General features: G+C 44.9%; 27 protein-coding genes. 15 read left to right on the top strand and 12 right to left on the bottom strand.

What is annotated here, in order from left to right; all coding sequences use genetic code 11:
* Positions 1 to 22: 22 nt before the first annotated feature.
* From GK047_RS17470 to GK047_RS17460, 3 genes are read left to right on the top strand one after another with little or no spacing between them, the layout of a single operon-like run.
* Positions 23 to 1,342, top strand: a complete 1,320-nt coding sequence (locus GK047_RS17470) for a hemolysin family protein (protein ID WP_205516839.1) — start codon at positions 23 to 25, stop codon at positions 1,340 to 1,342.
* A 32-nt stretch (positions 1,343 to 1,374) separates the two neighbouring features.
* Entirely contained in the window at positions 1,375 to 2,421 is a 1,047-nt protein-coding gene (gene ytvI, locus GK047_RS17465; RefSeq protein ID WP_163949405.1) for a sporulation integral membrane protein YtvI, read from the top strand.
* A gap of 31 nt (positions 2,422 to 2,452) precedes the next feature.
* Positions 2,453 to 3,151, top strand: coding sequence for an HAD family hydrolase (locus tag GK047_RS17460; RefSeq protein ID WP_163949402.1), 699 nt, complete (start codon positions 2,453 to 2,455; stop codon positions 3,149 to 3,151).
* Positions 3,152 to 3,220: 69 nt separating this feature from the next.
* Here the strand turns inward: GK047_RS17460 and GK047_RS17455 are convergent, their stop codons facing one another.
* On the bottom strand, positions 3,221 to 3,901 hold the full coding sequence (locus GK047_RS17455; protein ID WP_163949399.1) for a C40 family peptidase: 681 nt from the start codon (positions 3,899 to 3,901) through the stop codon (positions 3,221 to 3,223).
* A 198-nt stretch (positions 3,902 to 4,099) separates the two neighbouring features.
* Between GK047_RS17455 and GK047_RS17450 the strand changes: the two genes are divergently transcribed.
* The 3 genes from GK047_RS17450 to GK047_RS17440 are packed head-to-tail and all read left to right on the top strand — an operon-like array spanning position 4,100 to position 5,175.
* Positions 4,100 to 4,324 (top strand): spore coat associated protein CotJA, encoded by a 225-nt coding sequence (locus tag GK047_RS17450; protein ID WP_163949396.1) that lies wholly within the window; start codon positions 4,100 to 4,102, stop codon positions 4,322 to 4,324.
* Positions 4,321 to 4,587, top strand: a complete 267-nt coding sequence (locus tag GK047_RS17445) for a spore coat protein CotJB (protein WP_163949393.1) — start codon at positions 4,321 to 4,323, stop codon at positions 4,585 to 4,587. Before GK047_RS17450 ends, GK047_RS17445 begins: the two co-directional genes overlap by 4 nt.
* An 18-nt stretch (positions 4,588 to 4,605) precedes the next feature.
* Entirely contained in the window at positions 4,606 to 5,175 is a 570-nt protein-coding gene (locus tag GK047_RS17440; RefSeq protein ID WP_163949391.1) for a manganese catalase family protein, read from the top strand.
* 110 nt (positions 5,176 to 5,285) lie between these two features.
* On the opposite strand, the gene GK047_RS17435 is transcribed toward GK047_RS17440, so the two are convergent.
* The 3 genes from GK047_RS17435 to nagB all read right to left on the bottom strand — a co-directional run bounded on the left by GK047_RS17435 (position 5,286) and on the right by nagB (position 8,107).
* Positions 5,286 to 6,041 carry a YdcF family protein gene (locus GK047_RS17435; RefSeq protein ID WP_163949388.1) on the bottom strand — a complete coding sequence of 252 codons (756 nt, stop codon included), beginning with the start codon at positions 6,039 to 6,041 and terminating at the stop codon, positions 5,286 to 5,288.
* Between the two features lie 168 nt (positions 6,042 to 6,209).
* Positions 6,210 to 7,382: an N-acetylglucosamine-6-phosphate deacetylase gene (nagA, locus tag GK047_RS17430; RefSeq protein WP_163949385.1), complete on the bottom strand. Its 1,173-nt coding sequence runs from the start codon at positions 7,380 to 7,382 to the stop codon at positions 6,210 to 6,212.
* Positions 7,379 to 8,107, bottom strand: coding sequence for a glucosamine-6-phosphate deaminase (gene nagB / locus GK047_RS17425; protein WP_163949382.1), 729 nt, complete (start codon positions 8,105 to 8,107; stop codon positions 7,379 to 7,381). Before nagB ends, nagA begins: the two co-directional genes overlap by 4 nt.
* Positions 8,108 to 8,393: 286 nt before the next feature.
* Here nagB and GK047_RS17420 point away from each other — a divergent pair, with 286 nt between their 5' ends.
* From GK047_RS17420 to GK047_RS17410, 3 genes are all read left to right on the top strand, one after another.
* On the top strand, positions 8,394 to 9,062 hold the full coding sequence (locus tag GK047_RS17420; protein ID WP_163949379.1) for an HAD family hydrolase: 669 nt from the start codon (positions 8,394 to 8,396) through the stop codon (positions 9,060 to 9,062).
* Positions 9,063 to 9,139: 77 nt separating this feature from the next.
* Complete coding sequence (locus tag GK047_RS17415; protein ID WP_163949377.1) at positions 9,140 to 9,364, top strand: spore germination protein; 225 nt, start codon at positions 9,140 to 9,142, stop codon at positions 9,362 to 9,364.
* Positions 9,365 to 9,573: 209 nt separating this feature from the next.
* A complete protein-coding gene (locus tag GK047_RS17410; protein ID WP_163949374.1) occupies positions 9,574 to 10,536 on the top strand; it encodes a cation diffusion facilitator family transporter in 963 nt (320 codons plus the stop codon).
* A 75-nt stretch (positions 10,537 to 10,611) separates the two neighbouring features.
* Here GK047_RS17410 and GK047_RS17405 read toward each other — a convergent pair whose 3' ends face one another.
* From GK047_RS17405 to GK047_RS17385, 5 genes are all read right to left on the bottom strand, one after another.
* Positions 10,612 to 11,709 carry a YheC/YheD family endospore coat-associated protein gene (locus tag GK047_RS17405; protein WP_163949372.1) on the bottom strand — a complete coding sequence of 366 codons (1,098 nt, stop codon included), beginning with the start codon at positions 11,707 to 11,709 and terminating at the stop codon, positions 10,612 to 10,614.
* A gap of 6 nt (positions 11,710 to 11,715) precedes the next feature.
* On the bottom strand, positions 11,716 to 12,852 hold the full coding sequence (locus tag GK047_RS17400) for a YheC/YheD family endospore coat-associated protein (protein ID WP_240344012.1): 1,137 nt from the start codon (positions 12,850 to 12,852) through the stop codon (positions 11,716 to 11,718).
* Entirely contained in the window at positions 12,852 to 14,216 is a 1,365-nt protein-coding gene (locus GK047_RS17395) for a YheC/YheD family endospore coat-associated protein (protein ID WP_163949369.1), read from the bottom strand. The genes GK047_RS17400 and GK047_RS17395 overlap by 1 nt, the downstream gene beginning before the upstream one ends.
* Positions 14,217 to 14,321: 105 nt before the next feature.
* Positions 14,322 to 15,449 carry a YheC/YheD family endospore coat-associated protein gene (locus tag GK047_RS17390; RefSeq protein WP_163949366.1) on the bottom strand — a complete coding sequence of 376 codons (1,128 nt, stop codon included), beginning with the start codon at positions 15,447 to 15,449 and terminating at the stop codon, positions 14,322 to 14,324.
* A gap of 9 nt (positions 15,450 to 15,458) precedes the next feature.
* The gene (locus GK047_RS17385; RefSeq protein WP_163949363.1) at positions 15,459 to 16,835 is read right to left on the bottom strand and encodes a YheC/YheD family endospore coat-associated protein; all 1,377 of its coding nucleotides are present in this window, start codon (positions 16,833 to 16,835) and stop codon (positions 15,459 to 15,461) included.
* A 165-nt stretch (positions 16,836 to 17,000) separates the two neighbouring features.
* Here GK047_RS17385 and GK047_RS17380 point away from each other — a divergent pair, with 165 nt between their 5' ends.
* The 6 genes from GK047_RS17380 (at position 17,001) to GK047_RS17355 (ending at position 23,242) form a co-directional block, all read left to right on the top strand.
* Positions 17,001 to 17,336 carry a YlbF/YmcA family competence regulator gene (locus GK047_RS17380; RefSeq protein WP_163949361.1) on the top strand — a complete coding sequence of 112 codons (336 nt, stop codon included), beginning with the start codon at positions 17,001 to 17,003 and terminating at the stop codon, positions 17,334 to 17,336.
* Positions 17,337 to 17,439: 103 nt separating this feature from the next.
* On the top strand, positions 17,440 to 18,495 hold the full coding sequence (locus GK047_RS17375) for an acyltransferase (protein ID WP_163949358.1): 1,056 nt from the start codon (positions 17,440 to 17,442) through the stop codon (positions 18,493 to 18,495).
* A 173-nt stretch (positions 18,496 to 18,668) separates the two neighbouring features.
* Positions 18,669 to 19,397 (top strand): oxygen-insensitive NADPH nitroreductase, encoded by a 729-nt coding sequence (gene nfsA, locus GK047_RS17370; RefSeq protein WP_163949355.1) that lies wholly within the window; start codon positions 18,669 to 18,671, stop codon positions 19,395 to 19,397.
* Positions 19,398 to 19,511: 114 nt separating this feature from the next.
* Complete coding sequence (locus tag GK047_RS17365) at positions 19,512 to 19,790, top strand: hypothetical protein (RefSeq protein WP_163949353.1); 279 nt, start codon at positions 19,512 to 19,514, stop codon at positions 19,788 to 19,790.
* Between the two features lie 196 nt (positions 19,791 to 19,986).
* Positions 19,987 to 21,672 (top strand): methyl-accepting chemotaxis protein, encoded by a 1,686-nt coding sequence (locus GK047_RS30410; protein WP_163949349.1) that lies wholly within the window; start codon positions 19,987 to 19,989, stop codon positions 21,670 to 21,672.
* Between the two features lie 256 nt (positions 21,673 to 21,928).
* On the top strand, positions 21,929 to 23,242 hold the full coding sequence (locus tag GK047_RS17355; protein ID WP_163949662.1) for a DRTGG domain-containing protein: 1,314 nt from the start codon (positions 21,929 to 21,931) through the stop codon (positions 23,240 to 23,242).
* Here GK047_RS17355 and GK047_RS17350 read toward each other — a convergent pair.
* From GK047_RS17350 to GK047_RS17340, 3 genes are all read right to left on the bottom strand, one after another.
* On the bottom strand, positions 23,239 to 23,532 hold the full coding sequence (locus GK047_RS17350; protein ID WP_163949347.1) for a YtpI family protein: 294 nt from the start codon (positions 23,530 to 23,532) through the stop codon (positions 23,239 to 23,241). The two genes, GK047_RS17355 and GK047_RS17350, sit on opposite strands and share 4 nt — an antisense overlap.
* A 114-nt stretch (positions 23,533 to 23,646) precedes the next feature.
* Entirely contained in the window at positions 23,647 to 24,138 is a 492-nt protein-coding gene (locus tag GK047_RS17345) for a sporulation membrane protein YtrI (RefSeq protein ID WP_163949345.1), read from the bottom strand.
* Positions 24,135 to 24,467 carry a YtrH family sporulation protein gene (locus tag GK047_RS17340; RefSeq protein WP_163949342.1) on the bottom strand — a complete coding sequence of 111 codons (333 nt, stop codon included), beginning with the start codon at positions 24,465 to 24,467 and terminating at the stop codon, positions 24,135 to 24,137. The genes GK047_RS17345 and GK047_RS17340 overlap by 4 nt, the downstream gene beginning before the upstream one ends.
* Positions 24,468 to 24,478 lie beyond the last annotated feature (11 nt).

Below are 24,478 nucleotides of genomic sequence, written 5' to 3'. Positions count from 1 at the left end.
TACTTGAAGGAGAATTTACTCATTGTCACATACATCTTTTGATATTGGTTCCATAGGTTTGAACTTACTGCTGGTCATTGTATTAGTGCTGCTTAACGGTTTCTTCGTGGCTGCGGAGTTCGCGCTAGTGAAAGTACGCCAATCCCGGATACAGCAGCTTCTGAACGAGGGCAGCAGTAAGGCCAAGTACGCGATGACGGTGACGTCTCAGCTGGATACCTACTTATCTGCAACGCAGCTTGGGATTACGCTAGCTTCCCTGGGACTAGGGTGGGTTGGAGAGCCTGCCGTCTCAGAACTTATAATGGAGCCACTTTTGCATTCGCTTCATATTGGACCTTCCGTATACACGGATACCTTGTCATTCATTGTAGCGTTCGCGTTCATAACTTTCCTGCATATCGTGCTTGGTGAGTTGGCTCCTAAATCATTTGCGATTCAAAAAGCAGAGCTAACTTCGTTGTGGTTATCCGCGCCGCTGCTATTTTTCTACAAGATGTTTCGTCCAATCATCTGGGTCCTGAATGGAACAGCCAATATGTTCTTACGCTGGATCGGTGTAGAGCCGGCAGGTGAGCACGAGGCAGCGCATACGGAGGAAGAAATTCGTATTCTTATGGATGAGAGCGTCAAGAGCGGTCATATCAATCAAGATGAGATGGTTTTATTTGATAATATTTTCGAGTTCTCTGAACGAATTGCGCGAGAGGTGATGCTGCCGCGTACGGATATGGATTGTTTGTTCTTGGATTTGAGCTTCATTGATAATCTGCGAATGGTGCATGAAACGAAGCATACCCGCTATCCAGTTGGCATCGAAGATAAGGATACGATTGTAGGCTTTGTGCATATTGCTGATTTGTTGACAGCAGATCCAGACGAAGAGCAAGAGCTTAAGAGCTTTATTCGTCCCATTTTGAATGTTCCCGAGTCTATGGAAGTAAGCCGAGTTCTGAAGCTGATGCAGAAAAAACATTCCCAACTTGCTATCGTGATCGATGAGTATGGAGGAACGGCCGGGCTTCTAACACTAGAGGATATTTTAGAAGAGATTGTCGGTGAATTGCATGATGAATTCGATATCAATGAACGATCGGAAGTTGAGGTTAAGGATACCTACACATCGGTAGATGGGCGCGTATTGATTGAAGATTTGAACGATATGTTGGATTTGGATATTGAAGACGATGATGTGGACTCCATCGGCGGTTGGTTGTTCAAGAAATTGGAAGGTATACCGGTAAAAGGTAAAAAAATAGAGTTTGGTTCCCATGTTTTTGAAGTTTCAGAAGTGGATAGACTGCGTATTGTAAGGATTCATATTACAAAAACACCACGATAAAACTCGGAAACGAATAAGCGGAGGAGCCCACCATGTCTTTGAAGACTGTCGTAATTATGGTTCTTGGATTGCTGTTATTGTATGGATTGTTTACCATAGGACTGCCCTTTATGCTAGCTATGGTTACAGCTATTTTCCTTGATCCCCTTACAGTGCTTCTAATGAAAGCGGTTCGGGTGAACAGAATGATAGCAGCGACGATCATCAGCACCTTCTTTACCTTGTTGACATTGACACTATTTTATTTTATCGGTTTGAATGTCGTAACCGAGTTGATTGACTTGGGTCGCAAAGCTCCGAATTATATGGATGAAGTGAATAAGTACGTAGATCAAGCAATAACGCGTACGCAAGGGTTTTATGAGTCATTATCACCCGATATGGCTGTGCAGGTGCAGACCTGGATAGAACGAGGTATAACGACCTTAACAGGCACCTTAACGGAGGTGTTTAGCGGAATTTCTGGTTTCTTCCTTAATGTTGCTGGCAAAATTCCAAATTTGTTCGTTTGGTTAATCGTTTTCGTAATTTCGTTGTATTTATTTATGATCAGCTTACCGAAGCTGAAAACGGCCTTTCTTTCCATTTTCGATGAGCAATCCAGAGGGAAGATGGACCATGTGCTGCTGAACTTAAGGCAGGCAATTTTTGGCTTCATCCGGGCTCAGCTCATTATGGCTGTTTTGACCTACTTGGTTACGTTTATCGGCTTGCTGGTCTTGCAGGCGGAATATCCGCTCGCAATCTCACTTCTAGTCATGGTGATGGAGTTTGTGCCTGTGATAGGAACAGGCATGGTGTTTGTCCCTTGGTTAACCTACCAACTACTTGTCGGGCACACGTCCATGGGGATTGGGCTCTTGATTTTGTTCCTTGTTTTAACGATATTCCGGCGAATTGTTGAGCCTAAAGTATTAAGCGATGCTGTTGGGATTAATGCGCTGGCTGCTTTAATTAGTTTATATGTGGGCTTTGAGCTGGTTGGCATTATTGGCCTGTTTCTTGGGCCGCTAGTCATCATTATTTATCAAGCCATGAGAAAAGCGGGTTTATTGAAGCTAAACATCAAGCTGGATTGATCTTGAGTATGCTTATAGGGTGTGAAAGATTTTGAAACTAATTTTATTTGATTTGGATGATACACTGTTTGACTTTACTCGCACGTGGAATGTTGTGTTGAAGATGATGTTTGCCGAACATGCCGCGACCAAGAAGTATGAAACGGAAGCTTTCTTCGCAGCATTTCAAAAGAAAAGCGATGAACTCTACTATTTATACGAACAAAGAAGTTGTTCGATTGAAGCTTATCGCAACCGCAGGCTGATCGAGACTTTGGCTGATTATCAGTATAGGATGACGGACGAGGAAGCAACGGCGTTTAATTTGGATTTCGTTAACCGATATGTGATTAGCCTACAGCCTGAACCCGAAGTCCTAGAGATGCTTCAACGGCTCGAAGAGAAATATTTGTTAGGCATTATTACGAACGGGCCTCATGATATGCAGGAGGGGAAAATAGAGCGCTTAGGGCTGGAAGGGCTATTCCCCGCCAAACAGGTATGGATTTCGAATGTGGTCGGAATCGCTAAGCCTGATCCGCGTATTTATCAGTTGGCACTTGATTATTTCAATGTGAAGGCTGAAGAAGCTCTCTTTGTTGGAGACTCGTGGGAGGCTGATGTTGCTGGTCCCATACGTGTTGGCATGAAGGCTATCTGGCTGAATAAATATGGTAAGCCTCCAAAAGATGATGTTGAACCTCTAGCCACTGTCACAAGGCTTCATGAACTTATTGATCATTTATTGTAATTGAAAAAGACTCGTCATTCCTAAGCTGATAGTAGGAGTGACGAGTCTTTTTGCTTCAGCATGCAGGGCTTAATAAACTCGTTTAGCACCTAAATATTTTGGAGCCCAGTAAGTGCTAGTCATGCTTTGGGAGTAGATGCCAGCTGAACGAGTGGCGGACAAGAACTGTCCATTGCCCATATAAAAGCCGACATGATCAACGACACCTGGCGTCGCAATCGCGAAGAACACTAAATCGCCAGGCTGTAAGTTTGCTTGCTGGATGGAAGCTCCCATATCGAATAGTGCCTTGGACGTCGTTCGTGTCATAGCAATTCCATGTGTTTGAAATAAAAAATATACGAAACCGGAGCAATCAAAGCCTTGAGTTGTTACGCCTCCCCATACATAGGGGACACGAAGCAAGTTCATTGCATCGCTCATCATCGTTCGTTTTGTAAGTGCATGACTAATATTGATTTGAGTAGCTGCATCTGCGTTACCCGTCACTGGCAGGCTATATGCTTTCTGAAAGTCTTTGACAGCTTGAGCGGTGATTGTTCCGAAGTATCCAGTTACCGTTTGATATGTATAAAATCCAAGAATTTTTAGGTTTTGCTGTAATCCAGTTACGGAAACGTTTGACATCCCTTGGGTTAAGGCGGCGCTGCTAGTCGTAGCTGCATATGCAGGTGGGGCGGGAATCATGTTGTTTATGGAGGTTGTGAGAAGTATTACGGCTGCAGCGAGAATAAATTTCTGTTCCTTCATCGTTTTATCCTCCCTTTTAAGGCAATTTAATTGTTACAAGCCTAGCTGATTTTATTTTATCCGCCTGTACCCATAACGTACAATATGGAAATATTGGAAAAGATGTGATTATGGTCAAGTTATTGCGCATATAACCAACATATAGGCCTCTGTCGAGTGGTCAGATGCCCGATTATGCCCAAGAAGAGGAGGGAGCGCATGCATTCGCAATTCAAGGTCTATTACCCTTACATCAGTCCATTCGATCCATGTCCACCCATTCGAGAAAAGTTCTATAACACACCTCCGCAGTTATATATGGTTTATCAGCCGCCAGGTCTGCCACAATTTAGTCCCTATGAAGCTTTAAAAATCGGCACACTATGGCCAGCGCTCTATGGTCCGTATGAAGCGAAAGCGGTTGAAGGGAGATCCCAAACATGAGTCAGGTAGGAATGCCCGAGTCCTATTATAGTCAGCTTCATGATTTACAAGCCGTGGATTTCGTCTTGGTCGAACTTACGTTGTATTTGGACACCCATCCAGACGATTTGGCTGCGCTTCAACAATATAATAAATTCGCTCAAAAAAGGATGCATATTGCTAATCAATTCGAGTTGGAGTTCGGCCCCTTAATGCCTTTTGGGCACGCCTACAGCAAACAACCTTGGCAATGGATAGAAGCTCCTTGGCCATGGCAAGTGTGAGAGGAGGAAGCAAAGCGCATGTGGATTTATGAGAAAAAGCTTCAATACCCTGTACGTGTTAGTAAGTGTGATCCCCATATGGCCAAACTGCTTCTTGAGCAGTATGGAGGAGCAGACGGCGAACTTGCGGCTGCGCTTCGTTATTTGAATCAACGCTACACGATTCCAGACAAAGTGATCGGACTTCTAACGGACATTGGCACGGAAGAATTCGCCCATTTGGAAATGATTGCCACCATGGTGTATAAGTTAACCAAAGATGCAACTGTAGACCAGATAAAAGCAGCAGGGCTAGATGATCATTACGTTAGCCATGATAGAGCGTTGTTTTACCAAAGTGCTTCCGGTGTACCATGGACAGCTACCTACATACAAGCGAAGGGTGATCCGATAGCGGATCTATATGAAGATATAGCCGCGGAGGAGAAGGCTCGAGCTACGTATCAGTGGCTCATTGATTTGACGGATGATGTCGATCTTCAGGATGGATTGAAATTCCTACGCGAAAGGGAGATCGTTCACTCCCTGCGTTTTAGAGAAGCTGTGGAGATGTTGAAGGAGGATCAGGAGCGTCAGCGTGTGTTTTGATTGATGATTTTGGGAAATGCCTATAAGGATGAAGAAGCCTAGAACCTGAATAAGGTTTAGGCTTTTCTGTATGTCTAGATTAACCAAAAGACGGTGTCGGCACTCTTAACTTATTTCCGCGCACCAAGTAAGCCGAGATACTCTTTAAGCGCCATGGTTGTTGTTGAAAGTCCGCTGGAAGAAGGGATGAATTTACTGAAGTATATCGTTTGTTTGCGATTTGTTTGAAAGTCTGTGGGGTAGGGAATTACGTTGACCTTGTGTTTTTGGAATTGTTTCACCGCTCGTGCCATATGAAAAGCTGATGTAACAAGGATGGGGCGTTCCCAGCTCTTTTGGTTCAGGATGGTCACGGCATTAGCCGCATTTTCTTTAGTGTTGCGGCTTGTATCGTCAAGGGTAATCGCCGAGTCGGGCACACCAAGAGCAAGAAGGTGCCGTTTTGCGATCTGCGATTCATTGCCTGTATCACTGAATACTTGTCCACCGGATAGGATTATTGGCAGCTTGGTGTTGCGATAAAGCTCAACCGTGGTTAAAACACGAGCAGAAGTAGAAGGAGATAGATAGCCCTCTCCACCCGTCAGCGGGTTGGGAGTATCCTGCGTAGCGCCGCCTGTTAACATGATGAGCACGTCACCAGAAAACTGTTTAGGCGGTGAGTATCTTTGTTCGATAGACTGAAGGAACTCATTGCCTATATAAGGGAGGGAGGTTGCACATAATACAAGGGCGGCAACTCCCACGAGAAGTGATCCGATAAATTCTCTTTTTTGTTGTAGCCTTAATGCAATACTAAGCAGGAGAACAATAATAATGCCTGGAGGAAATAGTAAGGTGTATGCAATTTTAAGCGCATAGATCATAATGAGTCCTCTTTCCTTACAATGGATACTAAGCATTTTTCGACATAACAAGATTAGGTCCTGCATCTTTACAAAAGAAATAGAACATCTCGAGTAGAAAGGAAGGCCAATCATACAGAAAAGCCTCGCTCTTCACTTGAATGAAGAGAGCGAGGCTAAGGTTATGATTTACGCGGTGATTTCTCTGCCTTGAACCCACACGCGTTCTAGCTCTAGCTTTGGACTCACAAGCAGCAGGTCAGCTCGCTTGCCTTGCGCGATCGAACCATGCGTCGCTTCGACACCCAGCAGGCGAGCTGGATTGCCGCTTGCATAACGGCTAGCTTCGGCTACGCTGACACCAACCTCGCGCACCATGAAACGCAGCGCGTCAATCATTGTGAGCGTGCTGCCAGCGAGTGCGCCGCCTTCGGTCAGTTTCGCTACGCCCGCCTTGACGGTCACGCCTTGCCCGCCAAGCTCGTAATGACCATCGCCAAGTCCTGCGGCGGACATTGCGTCTGTGATCAGCAGCAGACCATGCGGCTGCTTGACCATAGCCAGCAGGCGGATCGCTGCAGGGTGCACATGGTGCCCATCGGCGATCACTTCGCCGCTGATGCGGGCGTCGGTAAGTACCGCACCGACGGTACCAGGTTCGCGATGATGAAGCGGCTTCATTGCATTGTAGGTGTGGACCGCATGCGAGAGTCCAGCGCCAACCGCCTCTTGAATGTCGGCGTAGGTCGCGTCGGTGTGGCCGCATGCGGCTACAATGTTATGATCGCGCAGCCACGCGATCATCTCAAGGCCCCCTTCGCGTTCAGGGGCTAAGGTTAACTGACGCACGAGCTGTGGGTAGCGCTCGTACCAATCTTTAAGCCAATCAAGCTGCGGAAGCAGCATAAGGTTTGGGTCTTGTGCACCTGCCCATTTCGGCGAGATGAAGGGTCCTTCCATGTGAACGCCGAGCAGCTCAGCGTAAGGCATAGGTTTACTCATATAACGGTGTACTTCACCAAGAACACGGTCAATATTTTCACGTGTAGCAGTCATCGTCGTAGCGAGCATAGAGGTGGTACCATTTTGAGCATGGAAACGGGTAATTGTATCCATCGCTTCTGGTGTGGCATCCATGAAATCAGCGCCATAACCGCCATGGACATGCACATCAATGAAACCAGGCAGCAACCAGCCTCCTTTTGCATCAATATGCTGAGCTTCACCAGACGCGGTTTCTGGCCGCCAGGTTTCCGCATCCCCTATATATGAAATTACGCCATCCGTGATACGGATGACGCCATTTTCTATAACTCCTTGCTCGGTTACAACGGCAGTATGATGAATGATGATTTCACTCATTGAAATAACCTCCCAGCCTCCGCGTCGAGAAGAACGACCAGATGCGGGTGGGTTTGCAGAAGCGTCGCAGGAATTTCAGTTGTAATAGGACCCGTTAAAGCGCGGTGGACGATTTCAGCCTTGTCTGCGCCACGAACGATAAGCAGAATCGTTTTGGCTTTCAAGATTGTACCTACACCCATAGTTAGGGCATGAGTCGGAACTTCGTCAATGGAGTTAAAATAACGTGCATTCGCTTCGCGCGTTTCTGGCTTCAATTCGACACGGTGGGTACCGCTAACGAGAGAGTGATCGGGTTCATTAAAGCCGATATGACCGTTATGCCCGAGTCCAAGAATTTGCAAATCAATCTGTTTCACGTTTTCTAGTTCTTGATTGTAATATTCGCACTCGGCCTCACTATCTGCTGCGTTGCCGTTCGGGATGTGAGCTTGCGTATGAGGCAGGTCGATATGAGCAAATAAGTGATGCTTCATATAAGCATGGTAGCTTTCCGGATGATCTTCGGGCAAACCAACATATTCGTCTAAGTTAAACGTAGTTACGGATTTAAAGGAGACGCGTCCTTTCTCATAGGCTCTCACAAGTTCCTCGTAGATACCTACTGGCGTGCCGCCCGTAGCTAATCCTAGTACAGCCGTTGGTTGCATTTGAACCAACGAGGTAATAATGCCTGCACCTGCTTCATTTAATTCTTGTTCATTTTGAAAAACGTGAATGTTCATTAACGTATTTCCTCACTTTCATTTGCTGGTTGTTGATTCTAGCTAATTTGTTATAACAAATGTGTAAATAACATTTTTGCTCAAATATGTGTTTGTTTTGCATAAAAATATCATTTTATATTTAAAATACTCTCATTTCAATCATAACTGAATTGTAAAGCAACGGCAACAGACTTTTTACCTAAAAGGGACATTGACTTACAGGGGGATGTTTGCCATTCTAAACTAAGATCATTACAAATTATATGAAGCCATATTGAAATGCTTCAAGAGAGGAAGCTTAGAGATGTTAATCAAATTAACACGACCTGAGGCGATGCTATTCGATTTGGATGGCACCTTGTTTAAGACCGAAACGCTGCTATTGCCCGCTTATCATGCTACATTCGATGATTTGCGAGAAGAAGGGATGTATGCAGGGGAAACGCCTCCTGAGGAGCTATTTTTGGGCGGACTCGGTATGCTGTTAGAGCATATCTGGCAGCGGGTCATCCCAGAAGCCTCTGAAGAAGTGCGACTGCATGCGGATCGGCTTCTTCTTCGGCATCAAACGGCTGGTTTACTGAGAGGCGAAGGAGAACTGTATGAAGGTGTGGCGGAAACGCTGGAAATCTTGCAAGCCCAAGGGATTCGCTTATTTGTGGCGAGCAACGGGTTGGAGGATTACGTGAAGCAGGTCGTAGATGCTAAGGGGATCAGCCAAGTATTTGAAGGACTTTATAGCGCGGGGAAATATCAGACGAAATCTAAAGATGAGCTAGTTGAAATTTTGCTTGAAACCCATAACCTGCAGTCTGCTTGGATGGTCGGCGATCGATCCTCTGATGTGGAAGCGGGGCTGGCGAACCATCTTGCCGTTGTCGCATGCGATTACGCCGGTTTTCGGGAAGAAGGTGAGCTTGAAGGCGCGCATATTCGTATACAAAGCTTCATTGAACTGTTGGATCATCTCTAACCTAATAAATGTTGTCGCAAGGATGCCATGTTGGGCATACACTATAGCACATTGAAAGATAAAGGGTGCTGATCATAATGCCTGCATTTGTAGGAGTATTCAATGTCATAAGAAACGAAGGAAACTTGATAAACGGGGACACGTGCGTTGTTGCTCCGACCAGTGCAAGCAAATCGTATTCGGGCGGCGGCGGCGGAATTACGGGGGATTTCTCCGTATCTAATACGCTATTTAGTGCCACGATAACCTTTGATTCAGATGGTGTAGAGGCTGGAGCGAACAAGACGGCAACAGGAACCTAAACATGAATGTTGGAACGGGTTAGAATCGATTCAAACGCGGCATGATGAGCGTTTGAGTCGGTTTTTTTGTTTTTTAGGCGAAATGCGGTTGACTTCGGCTGGCATATTTCGTTATTATTAATATATGATCATTCATTCATATGTTATTCGTATGTATAAACAAATCTAAAGGAATCCATTCTAAAAGCCAGATATAGGGAGGAAATAAGATGCACAATCACAGCTCGCACAGTCATTCACACGACCATAATGGTCATGATCACGGTCACCACGGCCATCATCACCATGGTCACGGACATTCTCAGGATGGGAATAAAAAAGGACTTTTAATCGCTTTTTTGATTACATTTTGTAGTATGGTTCTGGAATTCCTAGGGGGTCTGTTTACAAACAGTCTGGCTCTATTATCCGACTCCGGTCATATGCTAAGCGATGCTGGAGCGCTCGCTTTGAGCTTATTTGCAATTTGGTTTGCGGCAAAGCCATCCTCCTCGCGTAAATCGTATGGCTATCATCGCTTTGAAATACTAGCCGCATTATTTAATGCGGTTACGCTCTTCGTTATTGCGGGATTTATTATCTGGGAAGCAGTTGGACGTTTTATTGACCCTCCTAAGGTCGCAAGCGGTTCGATGATGCTGATCGCAGCTGTGGGTTTGCTTGCAAACCTGATTAGCGCTTGGTCTCTAATGCGCAAAGGGGACGTGCATGGTAACCTCAATTTGCGCAGTGCATATTTGCACATCCTAGGTGATGCTTTGGGTTCGGTAGGCGCAATTGCCGCAGGCGGCGTCATCATGCTATTCGGCTGGTACGTGGCAGATCCTATCATTAGTGTTATCGTAGCTTTGCTCATTTTGAAAGGGGCATGGGTAGTTCTGAAGCAGACGCTTCATATATTAATGGAAGGAACTCCAACTGCGATTCAATTAACGGAAGTTCAGCACATGTTGGAGGACATTGAAGGGGTCATTAACGTGCATGATTTGCATATTTGGACGATTACCTCGGGGTTGAATGCTTTGAGCTGTCATCTGCTCATTCATGATGATCGCGATAGTCAGACTATTTTACAGAACGCTATTGAACAAATCGAGCAGCGATTTCGAATTATTCATACCACGATACAAATCGAGAACTCAACAATTAACCATCAAGAGTTCAGGGTGTAGCGGAAATATTATGACGAATCTATGTAGCACGGAGCCGATGAGTATGACGCGGCATCGTTCCGTTCCATTGCTTTATTAATCGCTTTTCTTATTCTCTTTCATCATCCAAAGGGCGTATTCCAGTGGCCGTGTAACCGCCTTCTGGTAGGTTGCCTTTTGGCCGATTTTATGGAATACTTCGCGGGATGGCTTTGGATTCACTTCAAGCAGCCAGACGTTGCCTTTCGGATCCACGGCAATATCCATACCTAATTCGCAAAGTTTACCAAACTTAGTTTCAAGAAAATTAGCGAGCTTGAAAGCAAAGCTATTCATTTCTTTTTTGATAACATCGATCTTGACTTTTGAAGTAAAACGATAGGTTAGAAGCTTCTCTAACGCGACAGCACTGCCGCCGCCATGAAGGTTTGACGTAATACTTCGCTGAGGACCGATGCGTCCTGCGCAGCCGGTGACTTCCCACTCGCCACTGCCATTTTTTTGGATGAGCAGTCGATAATCATGCACGCGGCCATCCTGTAAGGTAAGTTGGATACCTTGTTGTACAACATAGTCAGGGCTTAATTTAAGCGTGTTCAGCTTGATCATGAGCTGCTTTTCCGTTGCGCGATACGGAGCCAGTATTTTTCGATACTGATTGCGACCTTGCAGAAGATAAAGGTCAGTCTCGATTTGCTCTATGCGCAGGATACCTCTTCCGCCGGTTCCGTTCTTCGGTTTGACGTAAATGAGTTTATGTTTTTTGAGAAAGCGCATTAGCTCCTGAGTCGTACTGTAACGTATGGTGACTGGCAGATAGTCTCGAATCGATTCACTCTCGGTTAGTATTTGATGCATTTTCCATTTATTCGCTAAAGGCTTGCTTAAATAAGTGAGCCTTGCGTGTTTTTTGCGAAATGCCTTCAGCATTTGATAGTTAGCGGCGGCTTGATAGCGGCAGCGATCGTAGATAATGGATGGGAAAGACGTTAGCCTTCTAACCCACTTCTGCGATGAGGGATCATACGTTAGCGTGCGCACAGCAATGTCGCTTTCTACATCATCAGGCGTAAAAACCTCGACTTGAACCCCAAGTTTTCTTCCTTCCTGACTAAGTCTACGAAAATAAGAGAGTTCCTCCAGCTTCGTTTTGCCTAAATAAATAGCGAGCACGCCTAGTCGTCGTGAAGCCAAGCATAGTCACCTTCTTCTCCCATGGTTAATTAAATAGAGGCTGTATCGGATGATACGTTCAAGCGATTTCTTGCGAATTTCGGGCTCGTCGAATTTCATAGGTTTGGCATTCGCTTCGAAAAACCAAATATTAGATTTCGTATCCACTCCTAGATCCATTGACATCTCTCCCAGCAAATTTCCCGATGACTTCTCGATTTGCTTCGCCAATGTAACCGCAGCTGATCTTGCTCGTTTCAGGATGTTTTTCGCTTCCATTGCGCCAAAAGCATCCGTGAGCAGCTTACTTGGATTGTCGATGGAGCCGCCGCGTGGCACATGCGTCGTGATACTTGATTTTCCGGCTACACGAGCACCGATACCCGACACGCTCCAATTGCCCTTGGACGATTTCTGGATGAGCGCTCGTAAATCATAAGCACGTTGATTATAGCGAGTTAAGGTAATCCCCTGCTGCACGATATAGTCATGTGAACCGCGGTGTTGCATCCATTCTTTCCAAAGATCATCGACGGTGCTGTGGAGCGTATAGACCATCTTTTTATTTTCTTGCCGGCTCAAGCGATACTCGTTATTTTTATTTGTATGAGTAATGCGTTCGACTCGCATAATCCCTTTACCCGCTTTGCCTTTGACAGGTTTTAAATAGAGCACGGCGTGTTTTCGCAATAATTGCGTAATATCTCTTGCTGATGTGAGCTGCTGCGTATCCGGGATATGCGGCTTACTTTCTTTAGCACTATTCAACCATTCAAAAAGGGTCCATTTGTTGAAAAATGAAGAGTTGAACAAGTGCACGGAACTGCTGCGATTACAAGCTTGAATCGTTTGCTGGACTTCCGGCTTCATTTCCATTTTGCGATAAGGGATTCGGTTGTAAACGACATGGGGAGAGGGAACAAGATCCCTCCGCCACTTTTTTTTGTCAAAATCGTATCGATAGCCATTTAGTTGAGAAGCGGTCAAATTGAATTCAGTTGTGGTTACAACATAAACATCAAGACCCAGTCGCTCTCCTGTACGAATTAAATCGATGAAATTATCCAAGTTCCCCCTAAATATACGTTTACTGTCTTTAACGGTAAGGATGGCCAGCGTCGGATGTTCATTTTTATTATGAAGGGTGAAGCCCATAATGCCCATTAACTATCCCTCCTAGAGCGGAAGCGGCTCAAGTAGAGGCAGTGCTCGTAAATATTGGAGAGTGAAGCAATATCTCCGTCTTTCAAAGAGGGATGCTTGAAGATCGATCTACCCGGCTTGGCGTTCGCCTCAAACATCCAAATTTTTTCGTTTTGATCGATACCGATATCAAATCCGAGCTCGCCAAGTAGATGGTTGTAGTTGTTTTCAATACCTTCCGCGAGTTTGACTGCTGTTTCTTTGGCATTCGTGAGCATTTGATCCGCCCGGCTACCATAAATTTGGCGCAGCACTTGCTCTGATGTCATTAATTGGCCACCGCTGCGGACATGCGTCGTCACGCTGCCTTTACCTGCTTTCTTAGCGCCGATGGCGGCTACGACCCAATTGTTGCTGCCATTCTTTGTCATATGAAAACGGAAATCAATCGGACAACTGTCGATTTCGATCAAGCGAATACCTTGCTGAGCTACATAGTTGGTTAACCGTCCGCGTCCTGTTCCCAGCATTTTCATCAGGCCATCGAATTTTGCATAACGAATGAGTACATTGTTGCTTCCTTTGCGGAAGCGGACGAAATAACCTTTTCTGGGGTTATACGTTACGCGGTATATCCCAATACCCAGACTGCCAGCAGTCGGTTTCAAGTAAATGAACTTGTGTTTATCAAGCATTTCTTTGATTTGATCCGCGGAGGGGTTAATACGAGATTCTGGCACGAAGCGGAAGGCATCATCGCCATCCAGCATTTTGTAGACGTCCCATTTATCGAAAAAGCTCCAATTGAAAAGAGGGATGCCTCTTCGTACAAATCGTTCTTTAAAGCCTTCTATCCCAGCTGTTTTCTCAGCTCTACGGCTAGAAAGACGATTGTAGACGACGTCTGGAAGCGGGAATGTTTTACGTATCCAGCCGCCACCACTGTTGGGTACAATGCCGACGACCGTTTCTTGTGTCCAATTGACGTCTCTCGGGCTGAAAGCGAAGTGAAATGATTTACCTGACCCTGTATTCATGAATTGGCGTATGAAGCCAGTTTTCGTTCCAAAAGGAGAAGTGCTGCCAGCTATATTGGTCAAAACACCAATCAGCGGGCCGAGTCGAATTTCTTTATTATTCGTACTGGCAACTAACACATTTCCAACTTTAGGTATGTGTAAGGTACTAAGTAGAGAAAGCGGGATGTACATATGCTGACCAGACTTTTTGATCAAACGAATCGGAAGAGTTGCCGTTTTGCTGCCAACTTTTACGGTAAGGGATTTAGTGCCGGTTAACCGTAAAGCTTTGACGAGTTCACTTGTTAAGTAGACCGATCTATCTGTTCTTTGTACGGCGTGAAGCATGCACGTTGTCAAACTCATTAGGTTACCCTCCTAAATATGTTGCCCTAGGGGCTTTCCGTGCCAAAGCAAGCAGACACCTTAAATGTGCCAGCCGGGGTTAACGCACTAATCAGCAAAGCAAGCTTAACTCAGCTTCTTGTGTAGTAAAAATCCAGCATAGCGGATCGGGTTTGCAATGGACTTAGAACGTGCTTTTTTGTCATGCATGCGCGCAAAAATGGTCCGCCCTGGTTTCGAATTCACTTCAAGAATCCAAATACGACCTAAAGTATCGATCCCCAAATCAATACCAAGCTCTGCTAATCGTCCATGATGAGTTTCAAGAACAGGTGGAATGAGATTAGAGAGCAAGGTGAGCTCAGCAATAAGGGTCTCTGCTTGGGTTGCGCCGAACTCTCTCGTCAGGAAGTCAGTCACATCTTCAGCAGTACCTCCACCATGAAGGTTGGAGGTAATACTGCCCGGCTTTCCACTCCGAACAGCCATGCCGGTAGTTTCCCAAAGCCCCTTGCCATTCTTCTGCACAAGGGAACGAACATCGTAAGCCGTTCCCTTTTTTGATTGAAGAGTCAGATATTGCTGGATTAAATAAGGCCGCTTGCCAATCAGGCCACGAAGCCAATACCAGCAAGCTTCGAATTTCTTGAAATGCCGATGAATGGGGAGGTTTCGAGCATTGCGCCCCTTCACGATATAGCGCATCCTATCATCGGGGGACATGACCTTCTGGATATGAAGGGCCCCCCTACCTTGACTGCCACCTTGTGGTTTGAGAAACACTTCGTTGCTCTTATTCAGCCAATGCAGCAAGTCATGACCGTTAGTAAGAAAGTGAGTTTCTGGTAAATATGGAAGTAAATAATCGTTCTTTTGTAGGATTTGTTGAACCTCCCATTTACCGCTTAAGCCATATCCAAGAAAGCGAATCTCAGGCTTTGTACGCAGCTTGCTCACATGGGAACGGTACTGATGATAGCTATCCTTAGTGCTGAAGAAACAACGATCATAAATAAGCGTTGGGAGAGGAAAAAGATTCGTAATCCACTCTCGACTCTCCGGAATATACGTGTACCCAGTTACCGTGAATCGATCCCAATCAATTCGATTCGGCGAGAAAACAAACACGTGTAAGCCTTCTTGTAAGCCAAATTGAGTAAGACGCTTATAGAAATCTGAATTGGCAAAAGGTAGTTGACGCATCAGTTCCGTCACCATAATTCCTAGTAAAGGGCGTGCTTCGCTTAGCTGCATATTTTCACCTCAAAACTTTGCCAGATAACGGGCATATTGCACGAGTTGTTTTACAGAAGGTCGAATCTTACGTTCGTTGGTTAAAGGCGTATTGTCATCCTTAGAAGGTTTGGAATTCACTTCAAGGAGCCAGACTTTCCCATTCGTATCGATGGCAAGGTCGATGCCGAGTTCGCCGAAATGGTTTGGAATCTGTGTTTCGATGCCTTTGGCAATGTCTAACGATGCTTTTCGTAGTCGCGCAAATGCGGAAAGGCGTAATTGTGCGCTCAGTGAAGATTTGGCAAGAGCAGCTTTAACCGTGCTGAGCGAACCACCCCTTGCGAGATTGGAGACGAAATGCTGCGAGCCGGCAATTCGCCCGACAATGGATGTGATGGCCCATTGACCAAGCGGCCCTTTTTGTACGAGAGCCCTGAAGTCTACAGGTCTGCCGTCCGCTGAGATTAGATCGAGTCCTTGTTGCAGCTGATAGCGCTGGGTTTTTAGCTTGCCGGATAGCGACTGAAATACACTTGTAAGCGTAGGGAAGGACTGTTTACGAACGCCCCCAAGATTGGTAAAATGACACGTGTATACTTCTCCAGTTTCCTTTCGAATCCGAATGATGCCTTTGCCGAGGCTTCCTGTAATTGGTTTTAAGAATAAAACGGGGTGGCGGCTGGACATGGATTTTAGCATTTGATAATTTTTAAACAGATACGATTCCGGTAAATATCCATGCAGGGTATTATCTTTGTGAAGTGCTTCGAATACTTCTGTCTTATTCAAATATTTCTCATTGAAGATGTCTGTGGCATATCGAGATTTTACTTCTTTCATGAACTGCTGAACGTTCGTCATGTTCTCGTATTTGCGAGAGGTGAGCCGGTTATAGATGACGTTGGGAATCGGAAACGTCTTTTTACTCCAGGAACCACTGGCGTACGAATATCCAGTTACAGAATGAGCCGATGCGCGCATTTCATTGGGTGGGAAAAAGCATACAAGTGCTCCAAACTTTTCACACGCTTCTGTCATTTCCTTGCAAAAGGCCGTGATAGCGCCAAATGGCCGATCTTGCGAGCCAGTATAGACTCGGCTGATCATAACGCCAATGAGAGGTCCGATCGACAAGGTACTGCTGCTTTGTCTATAATGAAGACAGAGTTGAGCTCCATGATGGAGACCGAGTTTGGAAGCGAGAGCAGAATTAACACGTAAGCTGTTCGAAATCGCGGCGGTGACGACTTTGACATCCTGCTTGGCAGAGCCAAATCGCAAAGTGATTGTTTGATTAGCTGGAACTTTCCATTTTTTTGCAATGGCTTCACTTAGAACAACGGTCCGATCATCCAAATAGATGCTGGTGCCTTGAATGGATATCCCAATCTTCGTCCTGGTCAATAGCGAACACTCCTTCCAGCATCAAAAATGGCATTGCTGTTTAAGCAAAGTAAACTACTCCCATCATATGAGGACATATATCCCTTGGTGCTTAGGCATCTGTCTGAAAGTACAGTGGGAAGAGCCCAACCGAAAGATGGACAAAAATGATGGAGGTCATCGAAAATGAATGTACACGATAAGGCTTATGATTTGGCAAGAGCCATCAAGGAATGTAATGAATATAAGGAAATGAAGGACATCCGTGCTAAGGTAGACACAGAGCCTACTTCCAAAACGATGCTTGAGGATTTCCGGAAACGTCAATCCGAGTTTCAAGAAAAAATGATGGCTGGGGAGATGCCGCCGCAGGATGAAATGGAACAGATGCAGAAAATGTACGAAGTACTTGCGCTGAATCCGAACATCAGTCGGTTGTTTGATGCGGAGCGCCGCTTGTCTGTAGTGCTTGAGGATGTACAGCGAATTATTGCGGAGCCACTCGAAGCGATGACAAAATAAGAAAAAGAGGCTTTCCTAAGCGCAGAATCTACAGATGGGAAGCCTCTGGAAACTGACTATAGTTAAAAGGTATTTGACAAGGAAAAGAGGACAAGATACGAAAATGGCAAAAGCAAAAATTACGGAGCTCGATATCGTTAGAGCGCTCGCGATCATCGCTGTTGTCTTGATCCATGTAACAGCAGACAATACGGTGGATAAGAATTTATTGGGCAGCGGTACACAATTATTAAACGTCATTTTAAACAAAATTAGTTATTTTGCGGTTCCTGTATTTATATTTATCAGCGGCATTGTTCTCTTCTACATCTATTACGATAATTGGAGTGCTAAGCAAGCGGGCCTCTTTTATTGGAAAAGGGTGCGGCAGGTCCTGGTTCCCTACATCCTGTGGTCATTTTTCTATTATATTTATAATTTTTGGCTATTTACACCTGGACATCCGATAAAATTGGATATAAGGGTGTTCTTGGGGCAGCTTAAGTGGGCAGATTCCTCCTATCATTTGTACTTTATGATCATCATTGTACAGTTCTATTTGCTGTTCCCATTACTGGTGTGGGCTGTAAGGAAGATGCCTTGGTTCCGTCGGACGTTGGCATTATGGGGAGTGTTGATTCAAGCGGGAGTGTATATCTATAATCATTGGTTCGGAACGATCAGCCACAAACCGTCTCTTTGCGTCACGTATTTCGCCTATTTCCTGATTGGAGGCGCTATTGGCATTCATTATAAAGAGTTTAGGGCGTGGTTGAATCGCAATAAAGGTTGGGTGCTTCCTGCAACCGTGTTAAGTGGTATCGCTTATACGCTTCTATTTATTGGAGAAAAGAAAGGTTATTCCTTTGATAATACATGGTTTGAGATCTTATGGGTCCTCTATAGCCTTGGCGTCGGAGTTAGCTTCATTTGGCTAGCGCAGCTTATGCAAAAGAGTGCAGTTGGAGTGGCCACTTTTTTAACATCTCTCGGTTCGGTATCTTTTGCTGTATATTTGATGCATCCGGCGCTCCTATCTTTGTGGAAGTATAAGGTGCATGCACCTGGATCTATTATTCTGTTTAATGTGTACACGCTGCTCGTGCTCGTACTCATTATCGCCATTCCTTGGGTACTTGCTATCTTATATCGGAAAGCAAGGAAGGCGTTATCGTTGTAAGTAAGGAGAGTGTGGACTTGTAATGAGTTTGCGCTCTTTTTTGTAGTGCGATGGATATGTGAAAATTGGAAGTGATAAACATGGAGAAAAGAAATACAAGTAAATTGGCATGAATGTTTGTCGACCATATGCTTGGAGACTTTCTTGATTATGGGCAGAAAGGATGTTTAATCATGAACGAAATCATCTCGTTATTGCAAAACCATCGTTCCATTCGAAAGTTTACGAAGGAAGCCGTTAGCTCAGAGCAGCTGTCCGCGATTTTAACTGCCGCGCAAGCCGCTTCTACATCAAGTAATATACAGGCCTATAGTGTCATTGGGATCACGGATGTAGAGGTAAGGAAACAGCTTGCCGCTCTTGCCGGCAATCAGGGTTACGTTAACGAGTGTCCGTTGTTCCTCGTGTGGTGTGCCGACTTGCACCGTTTCGAGCAGGCTGTTCAGCTTCATGGAAATACGCCGGTTACGGGCAATGCCGAAAACTTCATCATTGCCACCGTGGATGCTGCGCTAGCTGCTCAGAATGCAGCAATTGCCGCTGAATCGTTAGGCCTCGGCGTGGTCTATATCGGCGGGCTACGCAACAACCCTTCCGAGGTGTCTCAACTGCTCGAACTCCCACAGCTGGTGTACCCAGTCTTCGGCATGTGCATCGGCACGCCGGATCAAGAGCCGTTGCTGCGCCCACGGCTCCCGCAAGAAGCTGTTTACCACGAAAATCGGTATACGGACAAGCCAAGTGCGATCAATGTCTACGACGAAACGATTCGCACCTATATGAAAGAGCGTACTGGTGGCAAAGTCGATACGACCTGGTCCAAAGAAATGGCGGGTAAGGCGATGAGACCCCGTGAACACATGAAATCGTTCCTGCGCACACAGGGATACGAAATTGAATAAGGAGCCTACAGGGCTCATTCGTCTTTTCGCTCATATTTAAAGAACTTGTCTCATACAATGTAGTAAGCAAGAGACGGGATGACGAACTTGTCAGAGCGAAAGGAGTGCAGCCATTTGAAAGGCTTCAAAAATGTCGTATTTATGAGCTTAGCGTTAGGTATGCTGTTTTATTCTGTTCCTCAATTAACGTTTCGTGAAGGTTTGACATTGCCAATGATTTTCAGTGCAGCCTGGTTAGGTATGGCATTGTTAGTCATAGCTGCACATCTTCACCATATTCTTGGTGTAGACGAAGAGAAACGGAAGGAATTAAATCGCATCAAACGTATGAAAAAATGGCAGTTGGAGCAAATTGTTCAGGGACGTCGGAAAATGCTGCAATTTCGCAAATAAGCAGTGTTCCAATGTGTGAAAAAGCGATACATTCTGCAGAGAATGTATCGCTTTTTTTATGTTTTTTTGTTGAACAAAATCGTTTTGTGTCGAATATTTTTGCGCGCTAATGTATAATATTAGTAGAATCCAATACAACTAGAATAGCAGACCTATTTTTATAAAGAATTAGAGAGCATGCGGAGGGAAATACATAGTGAATATCAGGAGAAAATTATTTAGTGGATTTGCCGTTGTATTATTACTTACTTTAGTTGTAGCTTTTATTGGGTGGAAGCAAATCACTTCCGTAAACAAAACCTATACAAGTTTAATTGAAGACAGGGTTACTAAGATTATAAACGTTAAAGAGATTAAATATGCGACAACGAATGAAGCTAAGAACGTAAGAGGGTATTTGATCACGGGGGATGAACAGCAGGTCCAATCCTACTTGGCCGATCGTAAGGAATTTGCTGAACTGAGCAAAGGCTTGTTGCAATCTGTGAACACAGAGCAAATGGTCACACTTATAAATGAATTGATCAGTCAAGAATCCGAATATAACCAAGTCGTGCAAGAAATTATTTCCTACAAAAAGAAAAATGATATTGTTACCTATACACGCCTTGTTCAGGAAAAATGTGTGCCGCAAGCAAATAAAATGGCGGAAACCGCACAAAAATTAGAAAATTTCCAAAAGGAGCAGCTAGAAGCTTCTATGCTAGCAACAGGCGACGATGTCGTTCATGTGAAACAAATTATTGTAGGAGTTGCTCTTTGCGCCTTACTGCTAAGCTGTCTTATCGCGATTTTCATGGGGAGAATTATTTCTAAGCCTATCGTAATTGTTATGGAAGCAGCGAAGCGTATAGCGGCAGGGGATATGACAGTAGCCGATCTGCAAATCACAAGCAAAGATGAAATTGGTCAAATGGCGGGGTCGTTTAATACAATGAAACGGAATTTGAGGGATCTGCTTTTCAAAATCAATGCGAGTGCGGAGCAAGTTGCCGATTCTTCAAAGGAGCTTTCTGTCGGCTCTGAAATGGCCGTTGAGGCCGCTCAACAGGTCACTTATGCAATACAAGAAATAGCAAGTTCGGCAAACAATCAGCTGAGTAGCATGCAAGAAAATAAAAAGGCGATGGAAGAAAGCGCGATGGGCCTACAGCGAATCGCAGAATCCGCATCTATAGCTGCTGAGTCATCTTCTAAAGCTCTGCAAGATGCAGAACTCGGAAAGAGCTTAATTCGTGAAACGATTACTCAGATCGATCATATTCGATCTTCTGTGAAAGAATCGGTCAATGTTATCCATGATCTTGGCGAGCATTCGAAGCAAGTGGCGCAGATTGCAGGTGTCATTGGCGGTATCGCTCAGCAAACGAACCTGCTGTCATTGAATGCTTCGATTGAAGCGGCGAGAGCTGGGGAGCATGGTAAGGGCTTTGCTGTAGTGGCAAGCGAAGTGAAGAAATTGGCTGAACAGTCCAAACAATCCTCCGAGCAAATCGCGGAGCTGCTTGAAAATATTGTTCAGAAAGTGACTCATGCCGTTACGGTGATGGAGAAAGGCGCTTTCGAAGTCGACCAAGGTTCGGATAGTGTGAAGGAAGCTGGAGACGCATTTTATGAAATTTTCTCGGCGATTCAGCTAGTCACAGGCCAAGTTCAAGAGGTATCTGCAGCTACAGAAGAAATATCGGCGGGTACTCAACAAATGCTAGCTTCGGAAGAGATGCTATCTCACCTTTCACAAGAAATTTCCGAGCATTCAAGCAGCGTCGTTACGGTTTCGCAAGAACAGTTTACAGCGATGAAAGAGGTTGCAGGATCTGCGGATTCATTAAGCAAATTGGCTCAGGAATTACGCGATGAAGTAAGCCATTTTGTTATTTAATTAGGTAATATTTCCAAATAAAGAGCTTCTTCCGAAAGGAGAGAAGCTCTTTATTTATACAAGCTTTATCTAAGTTTATGTATGTGTTAGAATAAAAAAAGAGAACATATGTTTGTTTGTGAAAGAAAGTTAAATCCAACAATAGTGGGTTTTCATGATTAAGCCACATTGTTCTTACTCCACAGAACGATTATACTTATAGTACAGATTAGTACAGGATGAAGTGAGTGGGGTGTAACAGTTGGATAGACAGGCCATGGATGCCTTAACGAAGCACGAGCAAATTATACGGCATATTGAGAGCCTCAAATTGGGCAGTCGCATTTCCGTTCGTAAAATAGCAAAAAACATGGAAGTTAGTGAGGGTACCGCCTACCGTGCTATCAAAGAAGCGGAAAACCAGGGATTGGTTAGCACCAAAGAGCGGATTGGTACCGTACGCGTAGAGAAGAAACTACGGCAAAATATTGACAAGTTAACTTTTGCAGAGGTCGTTAACATGGTGGATGGTCAAGTCTTGGGAGGTTCGAAGGGACTTCATAAGACACTATCTAAATTTGTCATTGGTGCGATGGAACAAGATGCTATGATGCGCTATATCGAGGCGGGCAGTCTTCTCATCGTAGGCAATCGGAACGGAGCCCATATCTGCGCGTTGGAACAGGGAGCGGGCGTTCTCATTACAGGTGGCTTTGATACGAGTTCAGAGGTAAAGTTACTGGCCGATCAACTTGAGCTTCCTATTATTTCGAGCAGCTATGATACGTTTACCATTGCTTCTATGATCAACAGAGCGATTTACGATCGATTAATTAAGAAAAAAATTATGCTTGTCGAAGACATTCTTGCCTCGGGCGCATCTTTATTTGTACTCAAAGCGAACAGCACGTTGAAAGATTGGCAGCGTTTGTCTGAGGAGACGGGGCACAGCCGCTTTCCTGTTGTGGACGAGTGGAACCGAATTATTGGCGTTGTTACTTCCAAAGATATGGTGGGCGCCCACTCTATGCAAACGGTAGACAAGCTGATGACGCGTAGTCCACTGACCGTTACACCCCAAACATCTGTTGCCTCTGCGGCCCACATGATGGTGTGGGAAGGGATTGAGCTGCTGCCTGTCGTCGATACGAACCGTAAAATATTAGGCGTTCTCAACCGTAGCGATGTGCTCAAAGCTATGCAATACATTCAGAAACAACCGCAGAACGGTGAAACATTCGAGGATCTGATTTGGTCTGGCCTTGAAGAAGTGAGGGACGAGAAGGGTTCGCTTCAGTTTCACGGTGTCATCACTCCGCAAATGACGAATCATTTGGGCACGGTCTCAGAAGGCGTCCTTACTACACTGATGACCCAGGCGGCTTATCGTATCGTGCAGGAGCATAAGAAAGGCGATCTTGTCATGGACAACATGTCTACCTATTTCTTAAAACCTTTGCAAATTGATTCAAAAATAGAAATACGGCCCACCATCATTGAGGTAAGCCGTAAGTTTGGGAAGATTGATGTGGAGATTTATCATCTAGGGGCTTTAGTCTCCAAAGCGATGCTGACTGCACAAGTGATCTAGCGCTGCATACGGTCGAAATGCCCATGATTTCGAATGCCCGCAAACAGATTGAACAAACCGAGCAGCACGCAGATCGTACCAAAGATACGACGGAAGCTGGATTCACTGAAGAAAAACAATTGGGTCACCGCTATTAGAACCAGCATGACGCCCATACAAATATTCATGCGGGCTGAATACAATCCGCGTTTGGCAGCTTCTTTCTCTCGGCGAGAGCGAAAACTGAAATACACAGATAACGCGAGCATGATGCAAATAAACGAAAATAAAATGATTTGTATCCAAAGCATGAGTAAGAACCTTCCTTTTACGTAGGTTTATTGTTTACTTTAGCGACTTTGGCGTTGGATTGCAATCTGCAAGTAAACAAAAAATTCCTTGAGCCAAGCTTCATGTTCAGAAGGTTACGTACGTTTTTGCTCGGCTGTAATCCAAATCGTCAGTTCCGCTTGAATGAGTACAATGGATTTGACTTCAATTGTGTATATTTTGTCATGCAGCGTGTACGTTCTTTGCGTAATGAGCCGCTCATAGAGGAGTCTGGCGTCTCTTACGTAAGCGGCTTTTTGCCCAATGACAAGCTTGAGCTCATTTTTGACATCCCCTTCAATTTCCTTTTGAATATCTTCGCTTATGAGATCATTTTGATTTTTGGGCAGTAAATATACATTTACTACATTGATTAAAGCTTGCTTGTTGCGGGTTTTGTTCAAAGCTTCAAGATCAGCTCGAAGATCCGAGTTTTCCTCTAAATACTTGTGCATCTGCACGTAGAGCTGATTGTAAGAGTGTTGATGAATGCTCATATAGATTGCGCTGCCTATAATAGCTCCCGAAGCCATAAGCCCGGCACTCGTAAGAATACGCTTGTAACGGGCAAAAGGAGGGATTCTCAAGGTTGAGTTCCTCCTTTGCAAATCATTTGAATAAGCGAGGTGCCCATCTGGGCGCCGACAAAGGCGACCACGATCAACACGATCTGTTTAATCGCTGGATTTAAATGGCCTACAGCTACATGGCTTTCAATATAACGAATGGGATCAATTGTCCCTCCAACAGCAGCAACAATGGCCCATATTTTAATATTTTCTGCAATGGTTAGCATCTTCTCTGTTGGGGACTGAAGGGTTAGTACGGCAGCGATTCCACTTAGCATACTGCCTCCAAATACGACCCCGAACGCAATGCAAAAATAAACGATAATATTGGCCCAAAAAGTGTACATGTCGATATCGC

It is taken from the genome of Paenibacillus sp. SYP-B3998 (assembly GCF_010820665.1).
Taxonomy (GTDB): Bacteria; Bacillota; Bacilli; order Paenibacillales; family NBRC-103111; genus Paenibacillus_E.
This window is presented reverse-complemented; position numbering and strand designations above follow the sequence as displayed.